The organism is Rhodoferax lithotrophicus (genome assembly GCF_019973615.1).
In the GTDB taxonomy this organism is placed as follows: Bacteria; Pseudomonadota; Gammaproteobacteria; order Burkholderiales; family Burkholderiaceae_C; genus Rhodoferax; species Rhodoferax lithotrophicus.
The window spans coordinates 495,032-511,638 of record NZ_AP024238.1 but is presented as its reverse complement, the minus strand read 5'-3'; the positions used below and the strand labels follow the sequence as shown (position 1 = coordinate 511,638).

Below are 16,607 nucleotides of genomic sequence, written 5' to 3'. Positions count from 1 at the left end.
CCTAAACGTTTGAAAAACAAAAAACGACGAAAACGTGAAACTCTTCGGAAATTCCGAAAAGCCCGTGACTATATCAGTTCACCAGCCAAAACACAATTTATTTGATCCACAGCCGCAAAGCATCCCAAGCGCGCCCCAGCACGTTAGCCTGCTCCACCCCCTCTAAAGCCACCAAAGGGACTTCAGCCAAGGCTTGTCCGGCGCTACTGATCTTCAGCACACCGACTTGTTGCCCCTTGGCAAACGGAGCCACCAAAGGCTCTGGGCGTGCCACTTGTGTGGTGAGTTTGGAGCCATATCCTGCAGGCACAGCCACCACAATGGCCCGAGATTGCCCCAAGGCCACCGTAGCTGCTCGACCCTTCCAGACCTGCGGTGTCACCACGGCCTGATTGGCATCAAACAACTTCACTGCTTCATAGGCGGTGTAGCCCCAGTTCAACAACTTCTGAGATTCGTTGGCACGGGCATTTTCACTGGCGGTTCCCAGCACAATAGACAACAGACGTCGGCTACCCACGCCAGCAGAAGCCCCCGCATGCCCCAAGCCCGGCACTTCACGCTTGGCGGTAGCAATCAGGCAATACCCAGCAGCATCGGTGTGCCCGGTTTTCAGGCCATCCACTGTGGGATCACGAAACAGCAGCAAATTGCGGTTGCTGTCATTAGCGGTTGGCGCACCTTCATAACGGTATTTTTTGATGGCGTAATAGGTCACGTAATCAGGAAAATCCTGCATCAACCGGGTTGCCAACACACTCAGATCACGCGCAGTGGTGGTGTGTCCGGCCTCCGTCAAACCCTCTGGATTTTTATAACCGGTAGATTTCATGCCCAGCGCCTTGGCCTGATCGTTCATCAACTGGACAAACCGCTCCACCGACCCTCCCACCCCCTCGGCCAGCGCCACGGTCGCATCGTTGCCACTTTGAACAATCATGCCTTTGATCAAGTCCTCTACCTGCACTTTCATCTTAGGATCAATAAACATGCGTGAACCCGGCATCTTCCAGGCCCGCTCGCTGACTGAAAGGGTTTGATGAAGGTCTATTTTTTTGTTGCGCAAAGCATCAAACACCAAATAAGCTGTCATCAGTTTGGTCAACGAAGCAGGCTCGACCGGGGTATCAATGCCTTTTTCCGCCAAGATTTGATTGGCAGTGACATCCAACAGCAGATAAGAACGTGCCGCAATTTCGGGCGGCTGCACAGGTTGTGATGCAGCGGACAGGCAAATGATCACTGCCAGAGATAAAAATATTTTTTTCATGAAAATGCTGGTTCGATCTTCTTGGCAGATCGCGAAATCAATGCTATTTAATTTATAGCTACCAGTGCTTTAATTACAGGGGCTAAATTACTAAAAACCCCATAAAACTAGCGCCCCAGATGTGCGGGGGTCAACAGGCGCTGCACCACCTGACCATTTTTCAGGTGGGACTCCACAATTTCATCAATGTCGCTGCTGTCCACATAGCTGTACCAAACTGCTTCGGGATACACCACAGCGACCGGGCCAGCTGCACAACGATCCAGACATCCGGCTTTGTTCACCCGTACCTGCCCAGCCCCCGCCAAACCTGCAGCCTTGACTTGAGCTTTGCAACGGTCAAAGGCCGCCTGAGCATCATGCCGAGCACAGCAGTCTTCTCCGTTGGAGCGCTCGTTCAAACAAAAAAAGATATGCCGCTGGTAGTAACTGGCGGGGATAACAGCAGGCGTGCTGCCTGCTAAGGGCGTAGTCGTGGAGTCATTCATCTCGACAATTCTAGTTTTTTACCTCTTTACCCCACAACAAACTCATCACATACACCAGCGCGAAGAAAGGCCACAGCCAACCTAACCATTGGGCCAAGCCATGAAACCGGATGAATTGACCCTGCTCCCAGGAGAACAGTGTCTGCTCAAAATAAGGACTAATGGGAGTCTGATTAATCAAACTTAAATCCACCCCCAAAGCCAACAAGGCCAAGGCTGCACTGGCACGGCACGGCACCCATATGAAGGTTAAAGAAAGCACCACCACACACACCAGCGCCGCTTTAACCGGCGTACTCAACCACACCCAAGCGTATTCCGGGCCAAAACTCAGGGCACTGCTGAGCGCCGTGGTAACCACCCCCAAAAACAACACCCAACCCAAAAACCATATACGCTTAGGTCTGGAGGGGATGATACAAAACCCCAATAAACAGGGGATCAACAACCCCAGCAGCACGCTTGACCACTCGACTGCTGGCAGCATGGGCTGCAACTCAAGTTCACGCATCGGCAACCACTCAAGCAGCGGGCTGTTGACAAGCAGCTCGGCCAAGGCCAACTCCAGCCTCTCCATCACTTGCCCCAAGCCAAACGGCACCACCGCCGGAAACAGCAATGCCAGTGGCCACAGAGCCAATAACACCAAACCACCACGCGCGTCCGCTACAAACCACTGCGCCCGAAAACGACTCCAGCGCTGCAACACACCTAACTGCTCCAAACTCCAGGCGCTGCCCGCGCCCAATGCGCCACCCAACACGTTCAGCAGCAAATCCAGATTGGAAGGCACCCGATCAGGCAAATAGACCTGCAACGTTTCCATGACCAGCGACAGCAACAAAGCAGCCAACACCGCCAAGGGCAATGCGTAGGGCTCACGCCCGGTACGCAATGCGCTCAAAGCCAAAAGAAATCCAAAAGGCATGTAGCCCAACACGTTCGACACCACATCAAAACCAGTCCAATATTTGGGCAGCGGTGTCATCAAAAACCACCAAGGATCTATCCCTTGGTCGCGCCAAAAAGCGAACGGATAGAGACTGGCATAAAGAATCAGCCCCAAATAGACCCATGCCAAGGGCCATGCCGAAGTTTTATGCATCGGCATACAACATTGTCAGAAAGGTTTGAGTACCACCAGGCACACGATGATCAGCATCAAGATCACAGGGGCTTCATTGAACCAGCGGTACCACACATGACTATGGTGCTGATCTCCCCGTACAAACTCTTTCAGCATCAAGCTGCAGGCGTGGTGGTAGCCAATTACCAACAACACCCCAAAAAGTTTGGCATGCATCCATCCGTTACCCGGTCCCCAGCCAATTCCATAGCCCAGCCACAGCCACGCCCCCAGGGCCACTGCGGGAACGGCAATCACCGTCATGAAGCGCAACAGTTTGCGTGCCATAAGCAGCAAACGCTCCCGCTCAGCCACGGAGTCGGTTGATACCATGGCCAGATTGACAAAAATGCGCGGCAAATAAAACAAACCAGCAAACCAACTGGCAACGAAAACGATGTGAAGAGATTTGATCCAGAGCATGATGGCAGTTTAAGTTAAGCCTGAAAATTTTGGGCAAAAAAAACCCCAGCACAAGGGCTGGGGTAGTAAGCCTATTTGCTGTCACACATCAAGGCCCCGCTCAGGGAGGAAAAGCGGGGAGCAGTAAACTGCTCGGGGCGTAATTTACCAAAAAAATTTGCCGTTTGCAAATATTGCATAAAAAAATGTCTTTACGATGACAAAACTTTACATGAAAGACTCCCAATGACACACTTTGCCAATTACCCCATGGGCCGTCCGCGCCGTCTACGCCGCGACACATTTACCCGCAATCTGGTGCGTGAAAACACATTGACTCCGCATGATCTGATTTACCCCGTATTTGTGGTGGATGGCACACAACAGCGCCAAGCGGTTTCATCCATGCCGGGTGTAGAGCGCCTGAGTCTGGATTTGCTGCTGCCCGTAGCCGAAGATTGCGTCAAACTGGGCATTCCGGTGATGGCATTGTTCCCAGTGATTGACCAGTCACTCAAAACCTACGATGGCCGCGAAGCCCTCAACCCCGATGGGCTGGTACCTCGCGTAGTACAGACACTGAAAAAAGCATTTCCCGAGCTCGGCATCATGTGTGACGTGGCACTCGACCCCTTCACCAGCCACGGTCAGGATGGTCTGCCAGACCCTCGCCCTGAAGAGGACGGCTACATCATGAACGATGCTACCGTGGAAATTCTGGTCAAACAGGCACTCACGCAAGCTGGCGCGGGTGCCGATATCGTCGCCCCAAGCGACATGATGGACGGTCGCATTGGTGCCATCCGTCACGCACTGGAAGCCAACCACTTTATCCACACCCGCATCATGGCCTACAGCGCCAAATATGCCAGTGCGTTCTACGGCCCATTTCGCGATGCCGTGGGCTCTTCCAGCAACCTGGGAAAAAGCAATAAAAAGGTTTACCAGATGGATCCTGGCAACAGCAATGAGGCCTTGCGCGAGGTGGCCCTGGACATTGCCGAGGGAGCTGACATGGTCATGGTCAAGCCTGGCATGCCCTATCTGGACGTGGTGCGCCGCGTCAAAGACGAATTCAAAGTCCCAACCTTCGCCTACCAAGTATCAGGTGAATACGCCATGCTCAAAGCAGCCGCACAAAATGGCTGGCTCGATCATGACGCAGTTATGCTCGAAAGCCTATTGGCCTTTAAACGCGCAGGTGCCGATGGCATTCTGACCTACTTTGCCCGTGACGCTGCCAGACTTCTCCTAAAATGAGAGCTTCTCACGCTTACTTGACAAGCACTAGAGGCTTATTTCTTATAAATTTATAGTGCCGTCAATGTATGCGATTTCTCTCCATTCAAGGTAGTCAGGTCAGAGAGCTGAAGGCTGATGCGCCGCAACAGGCGCTCAGCAGCGTGTCACTACCGGATCATGGCTACCTGTGGCTGGCGTGTACCCGTGAAGAATTGGCTCAGTTGCACCCCCATGTTCAAGCCGCACTGCAACGCCTGTGTGGCTTGCAAATGGTTGACTTGCACATATCGGATTTGCTCAATGTGCAATTGCCATCCCGCTATGACTACACCTCTCAATATGACCTGCTGGTGTTTCGCCGCCTGAGTACACGCAACCCTGACAGCCTTCCCACAGAGGTTCAGGGCTTATCGGTTGGCCCAAGGGGCGGGCCGCCGATTTTGCGACGGATTGACACCAGTCCCGTCGGTTTTGTGGTGTTTGACCGCATTCTGCTGAGTGTGCATCCGCAAGATGTCAGCACGCGTGATGCATATGTCCAGCGTTTGCTGGACATCGGCAGTGATAAAACACCCACTCAGCCGGATGAAAACACCAGCGACAACCGCTCTACTGGCGCGCGCGGCATCGCCGTCGACCCATCCGATCTGATGCTGCGCATCGTCAATTACATGGTCGACAGCTTCCTGGCCTTGCGCCGAGAGCTCAGCCAGCAGCTTGACCATTGGCAAGCTGAGCTACTGAACCCCAAAACACGTTTCAGCAACTGGAATGCGCTGCTGGATGCCCGATTGGCCCTGCACCAGCTTGACGAAATTTGCGAAGACCAGCGTAGCGCCATGCAAGACTGGCTGGAGGCCTTGAAAGCGCAACCAGAATCGAGTAGTTTTCTGGGCCAGCATGCGCGCGACATGCTGCAAGTGCGCAGTCGTGATGTGCTTGAGCACATTGAACGGGTGGTGCACCATGTTCGTCGGCTCGAACAAAATGCCGAAACGGCAGTACAAATGCACTTCAATGCCCAAAGCCATCGCACAAATGAGATCATGCGCACGCTCACGGTGCTCACCGCCATCTTTTTACCCTTGAATCTGATTGCCGGCATCTTTGGCATGAACTTCGAGTTCATCCCGCTGCTGCATCGCTCCAACGGCTTTTGGCTGGCCATGGTCGCCATGGCCACTACCGCTGGCGCCTTGGTAGCTTTTTTCTGGCGCAAACGCTACCTGGAACGCTCAGCACGCTGAATTTTCAGCATGAAATCAAACTCTAGACCAATCAAACAAAGCATCAAGCGCTATGGATTTTAAACCTCTTGTCACCCTATTGGCGATCGTCAACCCGCTGGCCATCGTGCCATTTTTCATTCACTACACACAGGATTTTTCAGACGAACAGCGGCGGCGCACGATTTTGATCGCCTCGTTCAGCGCTTTTGTCGTGATTGCCGTGAGTGCATTGATGGGGTTGCACATTCTGGAGTTTTTTGGCATTTCGCTCGCAAGCTTTCAAGTCGGCGGCGGCATGCTGTTGTTGACATCCGCCTTAGCCATGCTCAATGCCCAGCCAGCCGAGGCCAAGTCCAATGAAGAGGAAATGAATGATGCCTCCGCCCGCGCCAGCATTGCGGTCGTCCCCCTCACCATTCCATTGTTGACGGGCCCAGCCACCATGTCGACCGTCGTGATTTATGCAGATAAGGCCAAAACAGTTCTTCAATTGACCATGTTGGTGGGTTACGGTGTGGTCGTTGCTTTGGCCACCGCACTGTGCTTTTCACTGGCCCAGCCGATTGCTCGCGGCTTAGGTAAAACCGGCATCAACGTCATGACCCGCTTGATGGGACTGATTCTGGCGGCACTGGCTGTAGAGGTGATGTCTGACGGGCTGGTGAAACTTTTCCCGGTGCTGGGGAGATAGGTTCTGCCGAAATGATTTGGCGGAAGCGGTGAGATTCGAACTCACGAACGTCGCAAAACGTTGCCGGTTTTCAAGACCGGTGCAATCGACCACTCTGCCACGCTTCCGTTGGCGCGTATTCTAACCTGACTGAGAAGGCGCTTTTGCTTGCTCGGCCTTATCATCACCAGGTTGAGCAACCCATCTGATTGAGCCACACAAGAGGAATCCACCATGAGTACCCCATTGGCGCAAGGCCATCGTCATTTTTCACGCGTCCCCTTTTTTGCCCAAGTTTCCCTGCAAATACACAGTCAGAATGTTCATGTCGAGCTGCTGGATATCGCACTAAAAGGTGCATTGGTACGCGCTACTACTTCGCTGAATCTGGCATTGAATGAAAAATGCCGCCTGGTTTTGCCATTGGTGAGCGGTGGAGAGTCGATCACAATGGGCGGCAAAATCGCTCACCTGGAAGGTGGCAACATCGGTATCGCCTGTGACGATATTGACTTGCAAAGTTTGACCCAATTACGTCGATTACTGGAACTCAACACAGGAGATGCCGATTTGATGGATCGCGAGCTGAAGCAATTGTTTGCGAAACCTGCGGCATAAAAGAAGCCACCCGACGCTTCAACCGTCTCAGCTCACATTGCACTCACGGCGCAACAAGGCCAACGCATCGCTGAGCTTGTGGTCATGGTCACTGAGCAAAGTGCTTCGCGCCTCGGCCACAAAATCATTCCACAGCGCCACAAAATCGTCCAGATGCGGCTCTGGCGCGTGTGCCACAAGATAGTCCTGCGCCAGACTGGGCTTGAACCCATGCTTGCGGATTTTGCGCACCAGTGTGGCCGCTGATTTCTCTGACAGTAAGGTCTTGGGAACGCTGCCCGCAGCCACGCACAGGCACAAGGTGAGCACTGTGCCATCGTCACTGTGGCCTTGAGTGAGCTTGTTCCAGGCTGCGGAGCGGTTTTGGTCGTGCTGGTTCACCTCGCTCAAGGCATCTTCCAGCCAAAAGTAACGCCCCATGAACGCCGGTGTGTGGTCAAACAGCTTGCGCGGTGCCAAACGCACATCCAGCAACTTGGGCCAGTCGGCCAGCATGGACTGGCGGACGGACTCCACCACCGGCAGATACGCTTCGGGCAAGTCTTTCGGACACTTCAAGCCTTCAAAAGCAGCCTGTTTCAGACGCAACGCAGCAATCAATTTTTCAAAAGACACCCAATCAGGCATTTCCTTGCGGCGCGTCATGCCCAGCAGCAGGGCGGTGCGAATCACGGCTTCAGCATCGGGCTCGGCATCCTGCAGCTCGTCGGCCGACAAGCCGTACTGATCAGCCAACCAAAGTGCCGCCTCAACCGCTTGTACCGCATGCTGGCGGGCCGCAAACTCGGCTTGGTATTCGGCATAACTGGCCAGCGACCAGCGTGCCAATTGGGGAATGTGCCGATCTGAGAAGCCACCGCGCTCGTTCATGCCAAAGTGGGTGTTTTGCGGCATGACGATCAGCGCCTTGAGCAGGTCTGAGCCCGCCTTGGAGCGCGACAGCAAAGAGTTGTCACGCAGCAGCTCAGCGGCCATGTGCAGATTGCCACCGCTGGCATCCTGCAAATGCAGACTGATCAGATTAACGATACGGTCACGGGCTTTTTCAAGCTCGGGGCGCAAGTATTCGCTGCCGAAATAACGGGCAATTTGCACCATGCCTTTGGGGGCCTCTTGCGCCATGGTTTCGCGCTTGGCGGCATCAATCAGGCCGTGCTGCAGGCCATAGATCAGGGCTTTTTCAAAAAAAGGCCGGGCATCAAACAGGGAAACAACGTGGACGGACGCGGAAGAAGTCATGCGAAATAGCGCGAAGGTTCTTGGGGTCAGATGGCCGACTCTTCATCGGGGTCGAGCGCCGCTGGCGTAGCTTTGCCACGATCCGTGTCGCCGGTCTCCACCTTGCCATCGTCTTCAAACAGGTCTTCTTCATCCAGGCCCAACTCAAAGGCGCGCGCCTTGGCACGCAGTACCAGCAGCATCTCAATGAACAAATCCACACACTCATAACGCAGCAGCCAGGCCAGTTGCATCCAGTCGGCATCGGCCACCTCGTCTTCATCGAGCTTGGGGCGAGCGTAAGCATTGGCACGCAAATCGTCTTCAGACAACATGTCACCATCATCTTCCACCGTGTCAAAAGTGCCGGTGCGGGCAAAGGCTTCGATGCGGCTCCACTTTTCTTCAAAGTAGTCGGCCAAGGCCTCTGCACCACCTTCCAGATCACCAATCGCCGTTAAAAAGTCCACCGGTTTGCCGCCGTCACGAAAGATCACCGAATTCATCATGCCGCGCAAATGTGCTCGGGTCAGATCACGGTATTGTTTTTCAATCACCACGGCCCGGGCAAACTGCCCTGGGGTCAACATGGCGTTGATGATGGTCTCACGCGAACCATCGTATTCCCGGATCACCGCCAGCACATCTTTGGGTGGTAATTGTTCCAGCACCTCCATCAGCGCCCCGTCGCCCTCGCGGTCAGCCAGTTCAACCAGCGCATGTTCTGCGCCCACGATGTCGCCCGCAGCGATCAGGGACTGGGTTTTTTCAATCAAGGCCAAATGATGCATGAAGCTTTCCTGTGTACTGGAGGGGTGATATCTACAACGTGGGCTAAACCGCTTATTCCTTGCGGTCAAAACCTTGGTCTTCAAGCCATTGGGCACTGGCTTCTTCATGATCGTGGTCACGGTCATGTTCGTCATCCTTGTCAAAGTCAAACTCATGCCCACGCCGCTTGGTGCCAGAGGGTGCGTCCTCGGTGTGCTCATCATGCGCCGCATCGTCGTGATGATGGGTTGAGGGACGTTGAAACAGGTACTCCAGCGCAGCGGCCACGGTCATGAACCAGTCGCCTTGAGGCTCCTGCAAAAAACTGTCGGCAAGCTCCTGTGCCCAAGGGGTCAGCTGCACCGCCTCCGCCAGACTGTGCCATTCGGGAAACTCATCCGATTCGAGCGTCAGCACATGCTCCATCACCGCAGGCAGCTCAAAATGGAAACCACCGTGAAACACCACGGCCACCATTTCCGGGCTTACTTCCATCATTTGCCGCAAAAACACCACTTGGCTACGTTTTTCAAGCAAGCGCTTGCGCAAGACATTGCGGCCTTCTGAGTCAAAAGTAAGGTCGTCCATCTCTGCTTGGTACGATGGACGCAGGGCGCGGAAAAATGCAGACATGCTCATGGTGTTCTCTTGTGTAAGGGTGCCGTTCAGGCAATGCGGTTGAAATAGTCAAGCCAAATTGCACGTGCAGTGTCGATGGGACTGTCAAGCAGGTTGCGCTGACGGTTGTCGTCATACGCCTTGCGCTGGGTCGCATCTGACAACACATCATAGGCCTCCTGCGCTGCCCTGAAACGGGCCGCCGCCTCTGGCGCGCTGTTGCGGTCAGGGTGATGAATCGATGCCTGCTGGCGAAACGCTTTTTTGATGTCCGCCAGCGTGGCCGAACTTCGCAAACCCAGAGCAGCGTAATGATCTTTCATGCAACTCACATTCAATGGAAAAAAGTCGTGGCAGCAACTCCACCGAGCCTGATTATCGGTGAAGCCGATGGCTGCCTGTCATTCTGTCAAGCCATCCCCTTGCCATGTAAGGTGCGTTTTCAAAAAACGAAGGCTTTTCAAATCCAGGTTTCATTCCTAGAATATCCATCACCTGGGGGCATAGCTCAGTTGGGAGAGCGATTGGTTCGCAATCAATAGGTCGGCGGTTCGATCCCGCCTGTCTCCACCAAAAACCACCACCAGTCCAGTCATGGTGCACCTCAACCCCGGCGGCGCTGTTCGCGCAGCATGAACAGATAAAGCCCCTCCACTTTCTCACGTGCCCAAGGTGTCCTGCGCAAAAACTTCAGGCTGGAAGCCATGCTCGGGTCAAGGGCAAAGCAGCGCACAGCAATACGCTCAGCCAGTCCTGGCCAGCCGTAGTGCGCTACCAAGGCCGTCAAAATGGCTTCCAGTGTCATGCCGTGCAAAGGGTTACGCGGCTGGGCGGGTGTTACATCAGAAGAGGAAAGTGGCATAGCCTGATTTTGTCAGAAATATCACACCATCGCGTCAACAATACTATGATTTATATAGCTACTTACGCTTATTTAACAAGCTCTACAAGCCAAAAAAGCTTATAAAATAAACCCTCAGTATGTTTTTCATCTGAATGGCAGGTGCTACCATTTTGCCGTTCATGCTTTCAGGAGCACGCTTTGCCAACTCAACCTCACGTCAGCCAACCAACCTCAGGAGGTCAGCGTGGCTTTGCTCGAAGATGATCTGTCGTCTTCCCAAGCGTTGGTGATTGACCCCAACCCAACCTCGCGCTCAATTCTGGTATCGCAATTGCGCGACTTTGGAATGGGCAATGTGGTGCAGACCGCGCGTCTGGTCGATGCCCGACGCCAACTGGAATTCCGCAAGTTCGACGTGGTGCTGTGCGAACTGCACTTTCCCCAGGAATCCATGACCGGGCAGGATTTGCTGGACGACCTGCGGCGTAACCAGCTGCTGCCATTTTCCACCGTGTTCATCATGGTCACGGGCGAAGCCACTTACGCCAAGGTCGCAGAAGCTGCCGAGTCCGCCCTGGACGGTTACCTGCTCAAGCCGCACCGCGCCACCCAATTGGGTGAGCGACTGCGCCAGGCACGCATCCGCAAACTGTCTTTGCAAGATATCTTTACCGCTATCGAGGCCGATGATTTTGAAACTGCAGCCAAACTGTGCCTGCAGCGTTTCGAGAGCAGAGGCAAGTTTTGGCTGTATGCCGCACGGGTAGGTGCCGAGTTGCTGCTGCGCACTGGTCATTACGATCAGGCCCAAAAACTCTACCAGGCCGTGGTGGATGCCAAGACCCTGCCCTGGGCCAAACTGGGAGTGGCTCGCTCGTTGCTGGATGAAGGTCAAACGGCCAAAGCGGTCAGTACGCTGGAAAACCTGATCTGCGAAGACCCCAACTACGCCGATGCCTATGACGTGATGGGGCGGGCTCAATTTGAGCAGGGCAAGTTTGATGCGGCGCTATCCACTTACCAGATGGCCAGTTCGCTCACACCATCCTCTATTTCCAGAATGCAAAACCTGGGTCTGATGAGTTATTACTCCGGCCACCGGATCGAAGCCGAAAAAATCCTGGATCGGACCACCCGCATGGGCCTGGATTCCAAAATGTTTGACTGCCAAACTCTGGTATTGCTGGCATTTGTGCGACTGGAAACTGCTGACCACAAAGGCCTGCAACGCTGTCGTGATGACTTTGTGCGCCTGATTGAGCGCAACCCTGACAGTTCACGCCACCAGCGCCTGTTTGGCATTGTGGTCGCACTGCAGTTGATTGAACAAAGCCAGTACGCACAGGTTTTACAGGTCGTGCGAGAGCTGTGCAGCCACGTCAAAGACCCCGAATTTGACTTTGAATCCGCTTCCAACCTGCTGGCCCTGCTGGCGCAGTTGGCCGTCAAAGCGATCCAGCTTGCTGAGGTGGACCCTGTTGTGAACTCATTAGGTTTGCGTTTTGCGGGCACCCGTGCGCTCTCTGAGCTGTTAGCGGGTTCCGCAGCACTGTACCCGCCTTATCCTGAACGTATTCGTAACGCTCACAGTCAAATTCTGAAACTGGCCGAGAATGCCATGAGTATGAGCATGAAGGGCGACCCCAAAGCCGCCGTGGTCGACTTGCTGGAGCACGGCAGCCAAACCTTGAGCGGCAAGCTGATCGAAACCGCTTACCTGGTGCTACACCGATATGCCGACAAAATCGCCGATGTCCATGAGTTGACCGAGCAAGTGCACGACTTGCGCAAGCGCTACAGCACCCACATCACCCGCGCCAACTTGGGCGAACAAAAACGCCAGGCTGGCGGGCTGACGCTGCGCACTGGCGGCAAGCCCACCAAAGTCGCAGCTTAAATACACAATGGCTGCTTGCTCAGCGGAAAGCTGTGGTGTGCAACACATCAGAAAAAATGCCTCGCGGGGCTTGTAGTAAAGTGTCACGACTCCATGAACCCAACGTCCACCCTTACTACTCTGATCAGTGCCGCATTATTAGCAGGCTGCGCAAGCACTGGGGCATCCAGTCCGTCAGCGCGTCCCGTGTTTTACCCCAATGTCATGCTCAATCGGGTCGGTCCGGCGCAAGCCCAGCGCGATGCGGATCAATGCATGTACAACGCCCAAAATGCCGGACTGACACCAGAGGAAAAGACCAATTCGATCGGACATGGTGCCGCACAAGGAGCCGCGGTCGGTGGTGTGGCCTCGGCGGTCGGGGCTTTGGTCCGTGGGCGAAGTGTTGAGCGGGCGCTAGAGTCGGGTGCCGCAGGTGCGGCTGTGGGTGGCTCAGCAGGTGCTGTGGCGGGGGCCTTCCATGAGAAACCCAGCGTCACTTACCGAAACTATGTCCAGCGCTGCCTGAAAGACAAGGGATTTGATGTCATTGGCTGGAATTGATGGCATCCCTCAACCGGACTCAGCCCCACAAATCCAGCGGGGGGTCGTTCACCACAGCCCGCAAAATATCGGTGCGTGACACAAAGCCGTTCACCTTGCCTTGTTCGTCCACCACTGGCAAACCGGGTAAACCTGTGTCAAGCAGCACTTGAGCCACCCGACGTAAATCAGCCACAGGACCAACACTGGGCACGGGTGTCCACATGATGTCTTTGACATTTTGATGCATCAAAATTTGCCATGCCTGTACTTGCTGCTCAGCGGTAGGCAAGCGCTCTGGTTTGAGCAAGTCGGCACGAGTGAGTAAACCGACCAGATGTCCGGCGGCGTCCACCACCGGAGCTTGACCGACGCCCTTTTCGGCCAACAATTGCCAGCCATCAAGAACACTGGCCGAATCAGTCAGCGTGATGGGATGTTGACTCATCACATCACCCACGGTCGAAAGCGGGTGGCGCTGGCTTGTCACCTGCTGCGTCTGGGAATACGCGGCAACAACCGGATGACGGGGTACATCGTCTTTGCGGACAAGACCGGCCAATACAGCAAATGCCGAGCCTGGCTGCTCAACAGCATCACGGCCATCCCGCCCAACTGCAGCGGAACGGCGTGCGCGCGCCAAAGAGCCCACACCATGAATTTGACGCAGCTGCTCCATGCTTCCGCGGAAAAGCTGGCCGGATGTGCCGTAAACAAAGAACATGGGGGCGCGCTCCTTGGGTTGCTGCAATTGAATACATTTAACCAGCAAGTTGATGGAAACCCAAGCAACCCGTGAATCAGTGTTTGCCGTTAGCGCTGTAAAAAAACATAAACAAGCACCATGTACGGCGCTCACTTGAAACAAGTTGTTACAAATTATGGCGCACCATGATTCGGATTTGTGCGCATTCAAGTTTTCAAAAAACCAAGTGGACCTACATCAAGCTCGAGAATGGCAACTCAGACAACCCCAAAGTCCCCAACGTTTTGACGACAGCACCATGCCCTGAAACCCCGGTTGCGCAAGGGGTGATTATTGAGGGTACTCAGTGGGTGCGGCGGTGTTATTTGACTGTTGTTCAACCAGCGCACACTCCCACATACGCCAAGCGATCTCAGAGTTGTCATCAATCACATGTAACCCGTCCAGCGCTACGCCATGTGGGACAGGAAGTGAACTACTCCTTTTGGCGCGTTGATCAGCCCTGCGCTCTGTATGGAATACACCTTTTTGCAGCGCAGTTTGCTTTTTCATAAAGGCATCAGACAGATTGGCTCCGATTTTTTGAATGTGTGCATCCTGCTCAATCAAGGGTAAACACAGCAACTCCATGCCATGGCGCAACGTATCAATCAGTTTCGGAACCTTGACCATGGCGTGCTTGCGTTCTTGCAATCTGAGCAAAGCCGTGTTGACGCGAATGAGTTCAATCGCCGTGAGCTTAAGCGTCATGGTTTCAGGATGCTCAAGTCCCTTGTGCACAGCCTGCGTGGCCAATACATTGGCCCAAATATCGGTGAGAAATGTTCGGGTTTCGGCTTCTACGGGCTCGAAACTGAGCTTATCCAGAATAGCAATGCGGTATTGAGCAGCCAGTGCGTCCTTTTGCACCTGTTGACAGGCGACGCAATTTGTTCCAACGGCTGGCGGATGATCCCCATGAATACGTCTCAAAAACTGATTGAACTCGGCATTAGCCCATTCAAACGCTTGCTGGTCAGCAATCGGAAAACTCTCGACTCCAAGAATCAGCCGTTTAATTTCCTCCTCAAAGATCCCACAAGGCCTGACATGCTCACCAGGCTGCAAAACACAGCTGCCAACTTTGATCAACCACTGGTAGGCTGGATGAGTTTCTTGCTGAAAACCCAGTGGCTCAAGCTCTGCCAGCCGCAATACTGGCCATTGCAATCGTGCCATCCAGACCCGAAACGCCGCACTTAAACGGTCATCTTTCAATAAAACATGAAACAACTTCGCCATGACATCCACCGGCAAAAGCTGGGCACTTGATACGCTCTCCTCGTCAGCAGGGTCTTGCACCAAGTCCCTCAAACAACGCATGGCGTTTGCGTTTTGGATGGGTATCACTTTGCTGCGGTGGGAAAGGCCTCCCGAACGAGCTTGGTGAGTTGCGAGTTCAAGTTTAGAAGTTTCGGAAATCATTTTTGGAAAAATACTTGGCTTGTAAAACCTGCTACATGCTTGGGACGATTGGTCATGGCACTTGCAAGTCAGAAAAGCGGACAAGCGCTTGCTCGTGGCAAGATCTTGTGCCAAGTGGTTGACTCAACAATTGGTTCCATTGGTAGGGTGATTTGATTCGATGCGAAATGGTAGTCCACCACTCTCACAACGGGCATCCAAAGGTCACCGGCTATGTAACCAGATGTAAATGAATGCATTGCACAGAATCATCCATGATCAAGACAAATAGGCAACAAAATGCTTATGAGCACCCGAAGCTGCGCATTGCCCTCTTTCACTGAATCTTATGGATAGCTGTGTGGGCTCTTCACATGAGCCATCCAAAGTACCCACCACCGACTGACCCGTTATCAACGGCCATCAAATCCGATAGAGCAAATAAAAACCCGCGCTTTCTTTAGGAAAGGCGGGTTTGAGCGGATGCTGAAACGATCCAAGATTGTTTTGTGGTGCCCGGGGCCGGAATCGAACCGGCACGCCTTGCGGCGGGGGATTTTGAGTCCCCTGCGTCTACCAATTTCACCACCCGGGCAACGCTTGAAGCCCCGAATTATGGCACAGTGTGGGGTATGAAATATTCAACCATTGAAGATTTGATTGGAAAAACTCCACTTGTGCGTTTGCAGCGCATTGGTGCGGAGGCCAATCAGGCAAAAAACAACATCATTTTGGGCAAACTCGAAGGCAATAACCCTGCAGGTTCAGTCAAAGATCGTGCCGCCATGTCCATGATCAAACGCGCGCAAGAGCGTGGTGACATCCAACCTGGCGACACCTTGATTGAAGCCACTTCTGGCAACACTGGCATTGCCTTAGCCATGGCGGCAGCCATCAAGGGTTACCGACTGGTGCTGATCATGCCGGAAGATTTGTCGATTGAACGCGCACAAACCATGAAGGCATTTGGCGCGGAGCTGATTCTGACACCCAAGAGCGGCGGCATGGAGTATTCACGCGACCTGGCAGACCAAATGGCGCGCGAAGGTAAAGGTCGCGTGCTGGATCAATTTGCCAACCCGGATAACCCACGTATTCACGTCGAAACCACGGGACCCGAAATTTGGGCAGATACCAAAGGCAAAATCACCCATTTTGTCAGCGCCATGGGCACCACCGGCACCATCACCGGCGTGTCTCAATACCTCAAGAAGAAAAATCCGGCCATTCAGATCATTGGTGTGCAACCAACCGACGGCTCACGTATTCCGGGTATCCGCAAATGGCCACAGGCGTATTTGCCGAAAATTTACGACCCCACCCATGTGGATGAATTGATGTACGTGAGCCAGGAAGATGCCGAAGACATGTGCCGCAGACTGGCTCGGGAGGAAGGTATTTTTGCTGGCATTTCCGCCGCAGGCGCTTGCTGGGTCGCCAAAGAAATTGCCAAACGCGAAAAGCACGCGACAATTGTCTTCATCGTTTGCGACCGGGGTGACCGCTATTTGTCGACCGGGGTGTTTCCGGCCTGACGTGTCTA

Annotated in this window: 18 protein-coding genes and 3 tRNA genes; 8 read left to right on the top strand and 13 right to left on the bottom strand. The window is 53.9% G+C overall.

Annotation, left to right across the window (positions count from 1 at the left end; translation table 11 throughout):
• Positions 1–97: 97 nt before the first annotated feature.
• The 4 genes from LDN84_RS02330 to LDN84_RS02315 all read right to left on the bottom strand — a co-directional run bounded on the left by LDN84_RS02330 (position 98) and on the right by LDN84_RS02315 (position 3,307).
• Positions 98–1,270: a D-alanyl-D-alanine carboxypeptidase family protein gene (locus LDN84_RS02330; RefSeq protein WP_223907612.1), complete on the bottom strand. Its 1,173-nt coding sequence runs from the start codon at positions 1,268–1,270 to the stop codon at positions 98–100.
• Between the two features lie 107 nt (positions 1,271–1,377).
• Positions 1,378–1,758, bottom strand: a complete 381-nt coding sequence (locus LDN84_RS02325; protein WP_223907609.1) for a (2Fe-2S) ferredoxin domain-containing protein — start codon at positions 1,756–1,758, stop codon at positions 1,378–1,380.
• A gap of 10 nt (positions 1,759–1,768) precedes the next feature.
• Entirely contained in the window at positions 1,769–2,863 is a 1,095-nt protein-coding gene (locus LDN84_RS02320) for a VanZ family protein (protein ID WP_223913292.1), read from the bottom strand.
• Positions 2,864–2,878: 15 nt separating this feature from the next.
• Complete coding sequence (locus LDN84_RS02315; RefSeq protein WP_223907606.1) at positions 2,879–3,307, bottom strand: CopD family protein; 429 nt, start codon at positions 3,305–3,307, stop codon at positions 2,879–2,881.
• Between the two features lie 225 nt (positions 3,308–3,532).
• Here LDN84_RS02315 and hemB point away from each other — a divergent pair, with 225 nt between their 5' ends.
• The 3 genes from hemB to LDN84_RS02300 all read left to right on the top strand — a co-directional run bounded on the left by hemB (position 3,533) and on the right by LDN84_RS02300 (position 6,448).
• Positions 3,533–4,546 carry a porphobilinogen synthase gene (hemB, locus tag LDN84_RS02310; RefSeq protein ID WP_223907603.1) on the top strand — a complete coding sequence of 338 codons (1,014 nt, stop codon included), beginning with the start codon at positions 3,533–3,535 and terminating at the stop codon, positions 4,544–4,546.
• A gap of 68 nt (positions 4,547–4,614) precedes the next feature.
• Positions 4,615–5,775 (top strand): magnesium transporter CorA family protein, encoded by a 1,161-nt coding sequence (locus LDN84_RS02305; RefSeq protein WP_223907601.1) that lies wholly within the window; start codon positions 4,615–4,617, stop codon positions 5,773–5,775.
• A gap of 52 nt (positions 5,776–5,827) precedes the next feature.
• Entirely contained in the window at positions 5,828–6,448 is a 621-nt protein-coding gene (locus LDN84_RS02300) for a MarC family protein (RefSeq protein WP_223907599.1), read from the top strand.
• A 17-nt stretch (positions 6,449–6,465) separates the two neighbouring features.
• Here LDN84_RS02300 and LDN84_RS02295 read toward each other — a convergent pair.
• Positions 6,466–6,555 (bottom strand) — tRNA-Ser (locus LDN84_RS02295).
• Positions 6,556–6,661: 106 nt separating this feature from the next.
• On the opposite strand from LDN84_RS02295, the gene LDN84_RS02290 reads away from it, so the two are divergent.
• A complete protein-coding gene (locus LDN84_RS02290; RefSeq protein ID WP_223907598.1) occupies positions 6,662–7,045 on the top strand; it encodes a PilZ domain-containing protein in 384 nt (127 codons plus the stop codon).
• Positions 7,046–7,072: 27 nt separating this feature from the next.
• Here LDN84_RS02290 and LDN84_RS02285 read toward each other — a convergent pair whose 3' ends face one another.
• Genes LDN84_RS02285 through LDN84_RS02270 form a run of 4 tightly spaced genes read right to left on the bottom strand, consistent with a single transcriptional unit; the run spans position 7,073 to position 9,975 of the window.
• Positions 7,073–8,284, bottom strand: coding sequence for a hypothetical protein (locus tag LDN84_RS02285; RefSeq protein ID WP_223907596.1), 1,212 nt, complete (start codon positions 8,282–8,284; stop codon positions 7,073–7,075).
• Positions 8,285–8,310: 26 nt separating this feature from the next.
• Positions 8,311–9,054 carry a hypothetical protein gene (locus LDN84_RS02280; protein ID WP_223907593.1) on the bottom strand — a complete coding sequence of 248 codons (744 nt, stop codon included), beginning with the start codon at positions 9,052–9,054 and terminating at the stop codon, positions 8,311–8,313.
• Positions 9,055–9,106: 52 nt separating this feature from the next.
• Complete coding sequence (locus LDN84_RS02275; RefSeq protein ID WP_223907590.1) at positions 9,107–9,673, bottom strand: hypothetical protein; 567 nt, start codon at positions 9,671–9,673, stop codon at positions 9,107–9,109.
• Positions 9,674–9,699: 26 nt separating this feature from the next.
• Positions 9,700–9,975, bottom strand: coding sequence for a DnaJ domain-containing protein (locus LDN84_RS02270; RefSeq protein ID WP_223907588.1), 276 nt, complete (start codon positions 9,973–9,975; stop codon positions 9,700–9,702).
• 174 nt (positions 9,976–10,149) lie between these two features.
• On the opposite strand from LDN84_RS02270, the gene LDN84_RS02265 reads away from it, so the two are divergent.
• Positions 10,150–10,225, top strand: a tRNA-Ala gene (locus LDN84_RS02265).
• Between the two features lie 31 nt (positions 10,226–10,256).
• On the opposite strand, the gene LDN84_RS02260 is transcribed toward LDN84_RS02265, so the two are convergent.
• Positions 10,257–10,514 (bottom strand): VF530 family protein, encoded by a 258-nt coding sequence (locus LDN84_RS02260; protein WP_223907585.1) that lies wholly within the window; start codon positions 10,512–10,514, stop codon positions 10,257–10,259.
• Between the two features lie 226 nt (positions 10,515–10,740).
• Between LDN84_RS02260 and LDN84_RS02255 the strand changes: the two genes are divergently transcribed.
• Together LDN84_RS02255 and LDN84_RS02250 are read left to right on the top strand one after the other, a co-directional pair.
• Positions 10,741–12,393, top strand: a complete 1,653-nt coding sequence (locus tag LDN84_RS02255) for a response regulator (RefSeq protein WP_223907582.1) — start codon at positions 10,741–10,743, stop codon at positions 12,391–12,393.
• Positions 12,394–12,597: 204 nt separating this feature from the next.
• Complete coding sequence (locus LDN84_RS02250) at positions 12,598–12,936, top strand: glycine zipper family protein (protein WP_223907579.1); 339 nt, start codon at positions 12,598–12,600, stop codon at positions 12,934–12,936.
• 19 nt (positions 12,937–12,955) lie between these two features.
• On the opposite strand, the gene LDN84_RS02245 is transcribed toward LDN84_RS02250, so the two are convergent.
• The 3 genes from LDN84_RS02245 to LDN84_RS02235 form a co-directional block, all read right to left on the bottom strand.
• Positions 12,956–13,639, bottom strand: coding sequence for a CBS domain-containing protein (locus LDN84_RS02245; protein WP_223907576.1), 684 nt, complete (start codon positions 13,637–13,639; stop codon positions 12,956–12,958).
• 312 nt (positions 13,640–13,951) lie between these two features.
• Complete coding sequence (locus tag LDN84_RS02240) at positions 13,952–15,085, bottom strand: DUF1631 family protein (RefSeq protein WP_223907566.1); 1,134 nt, start codon at positions 15,083–15,085, stop codon at positions 13,952–13,954.
• A gap of 489 nt (positions 15,086–15,574) precedes the next feature.
• Positions 15,575–15,659: transfer RNA gene (locus tag LDN84_RS02235), tRNA-Leu, on the bottom strand.
• Positions 15,660–15,696: 37 nt separating this feature from the next.
• Between LDN84_RS02235 and cysM the strand changes: the two genes are divergently transcribed.
• The gene (gene cysM / locus LDN84_RS02230) at positions 15,697–16,599 is read left to right on the top strand and encodes a cysteine synthase CysM (protein WP_223907563.1); all 903 of its coding nucleotides are present in this window, start codon (positions 15,697–15,699) and stop codon (positions 16,597–16,599) included.
• Positions 16,600–16,607 lie beyond the last annotated feature (8 nt).

Excerpts from the sequence above, each read along its gene's own strand:
- LDN84_RS02330 (WP_223907612.1), bottom strand. The coding sequence starts at position 1,270 with ATGAAAAAAATATTTTTATCTCTGGCAGTGATCATTTGCCTGTCCGCT.
- LDN84_RS02325 (WP_223907609.1), bottom strand. The coding sequence starts at position 1,758 with ATGAATGACTCCACGACTACGCCCTTAGCAGGCAGCACGCCTGCTGTT.
- LDN84_RS02320 (WP_223913292.1), bottom strand. The coding sequence starts at position 2,863 with ATGCATAAAACTTCGGCATGGCCCTTGGCATGGGTCTATTTGGGGCTG.
- LDN84_RS02315 (WP_223907606.1), bottom strand. The coding sequence starts at position 3,307 with ATGCTCTGGATCAAATCTCTTCACATCGTTTTCGTTGCCAGTTGGTTT.
- hemB (WP_223907603.1), top strand. The coding sequence starts at position 3,533 with ATGACACACTTTGCCAATTACCCCATGGGCCGTCCGCGCCGTCTACGC.
- LDN84_RS02305 (WP_223907601.1), top strand. The coding sequence starts at position 4,615 with ATGCGATTTCTCTCCATTCAAGGTAGTCAGGTCAGAGAGCTGAAGGCT.
- LDN84_RS02300 (WP_223907599.1), top strand. The coding sequence starts at position 5,828 with ATGGATTTTAAACCTCTTGTCACCCTATTGGCGATCGTCAACCCGCTG.
- LDN84_RS02290 (WP_223907598.1), top strand. The coding sequence starts at position 6,662 with ATGAGTACCCCATTGGCGCAAGGCCATCGTCATTTTTCACGCGTCCCC.
- LDN84_RS02285 (WP_223907596.1), bottom strand. The coding sequence starts at position 8,284 with ATGACTTCTTCCGCGTCCGTCCACGTTGTTTCCCTGTTTGATGCCCGG.
- LDN84_RS02280 (WP_223907593.1), bottom strand. The coding sequence starts at position 9,054 with ATGCATCATTTGGCCTTGATTGAAAAAACCCAGTCCCTGATCGCTGCG.
- LDN84_RS02275 (WP_223907590.1), bottom strand. The coding sequence starts at position 9,673 with ATGAGCATGTCTGCATTTTTCCGCGCCCTGCGTCCATCGTACCAAGCA.
- LDN84_RS02270 (WP_223907588.1), bottom strand. The coding sequence starts at position 9,975 with ATGAAAGATCATTACGCTGCTCTGGGTTTGCGAAGTTCGGCCACGCTG.
- LDN84_RS02260 (WP_223907585.1), bottom strand. The coding sequence starts at position 10,514 with ATGCCACTTTCCTCTTCTGATGTAACACCCGCCCAGCCGCGTAACCCT.
- LDN84_RS02250 (WP_223907579.1), top strand. The coding sequence starts at position 12,598 with ATGCTCAATCGGGTCGGTCCGGCGCAAGCCCAGCGCGATGCGGATCAA.
- LDN84_RS02245 (WP_223907576.1), bottom strand. The coding sequence starts at position 13,639 with ATGTTCTTTGTTTACGGCACATCCGGCCAGCTTTTCCGCGGAAGCATG.
- LDN84_RS02240 (WP_223907566.1), bottom strand. The coding sequence starts at position 15,085 with ATGATTTCCGAAACTTCTAAACTTGAACTCGCAACTCACCAAGCTCGT.
- cysM (WP_223907563.1), top strand. The coding sequence starts at position 15,697 with ATGAAATATTCAACCATTGAAGATTTGATTGGAAAAACTCCACTTGTG.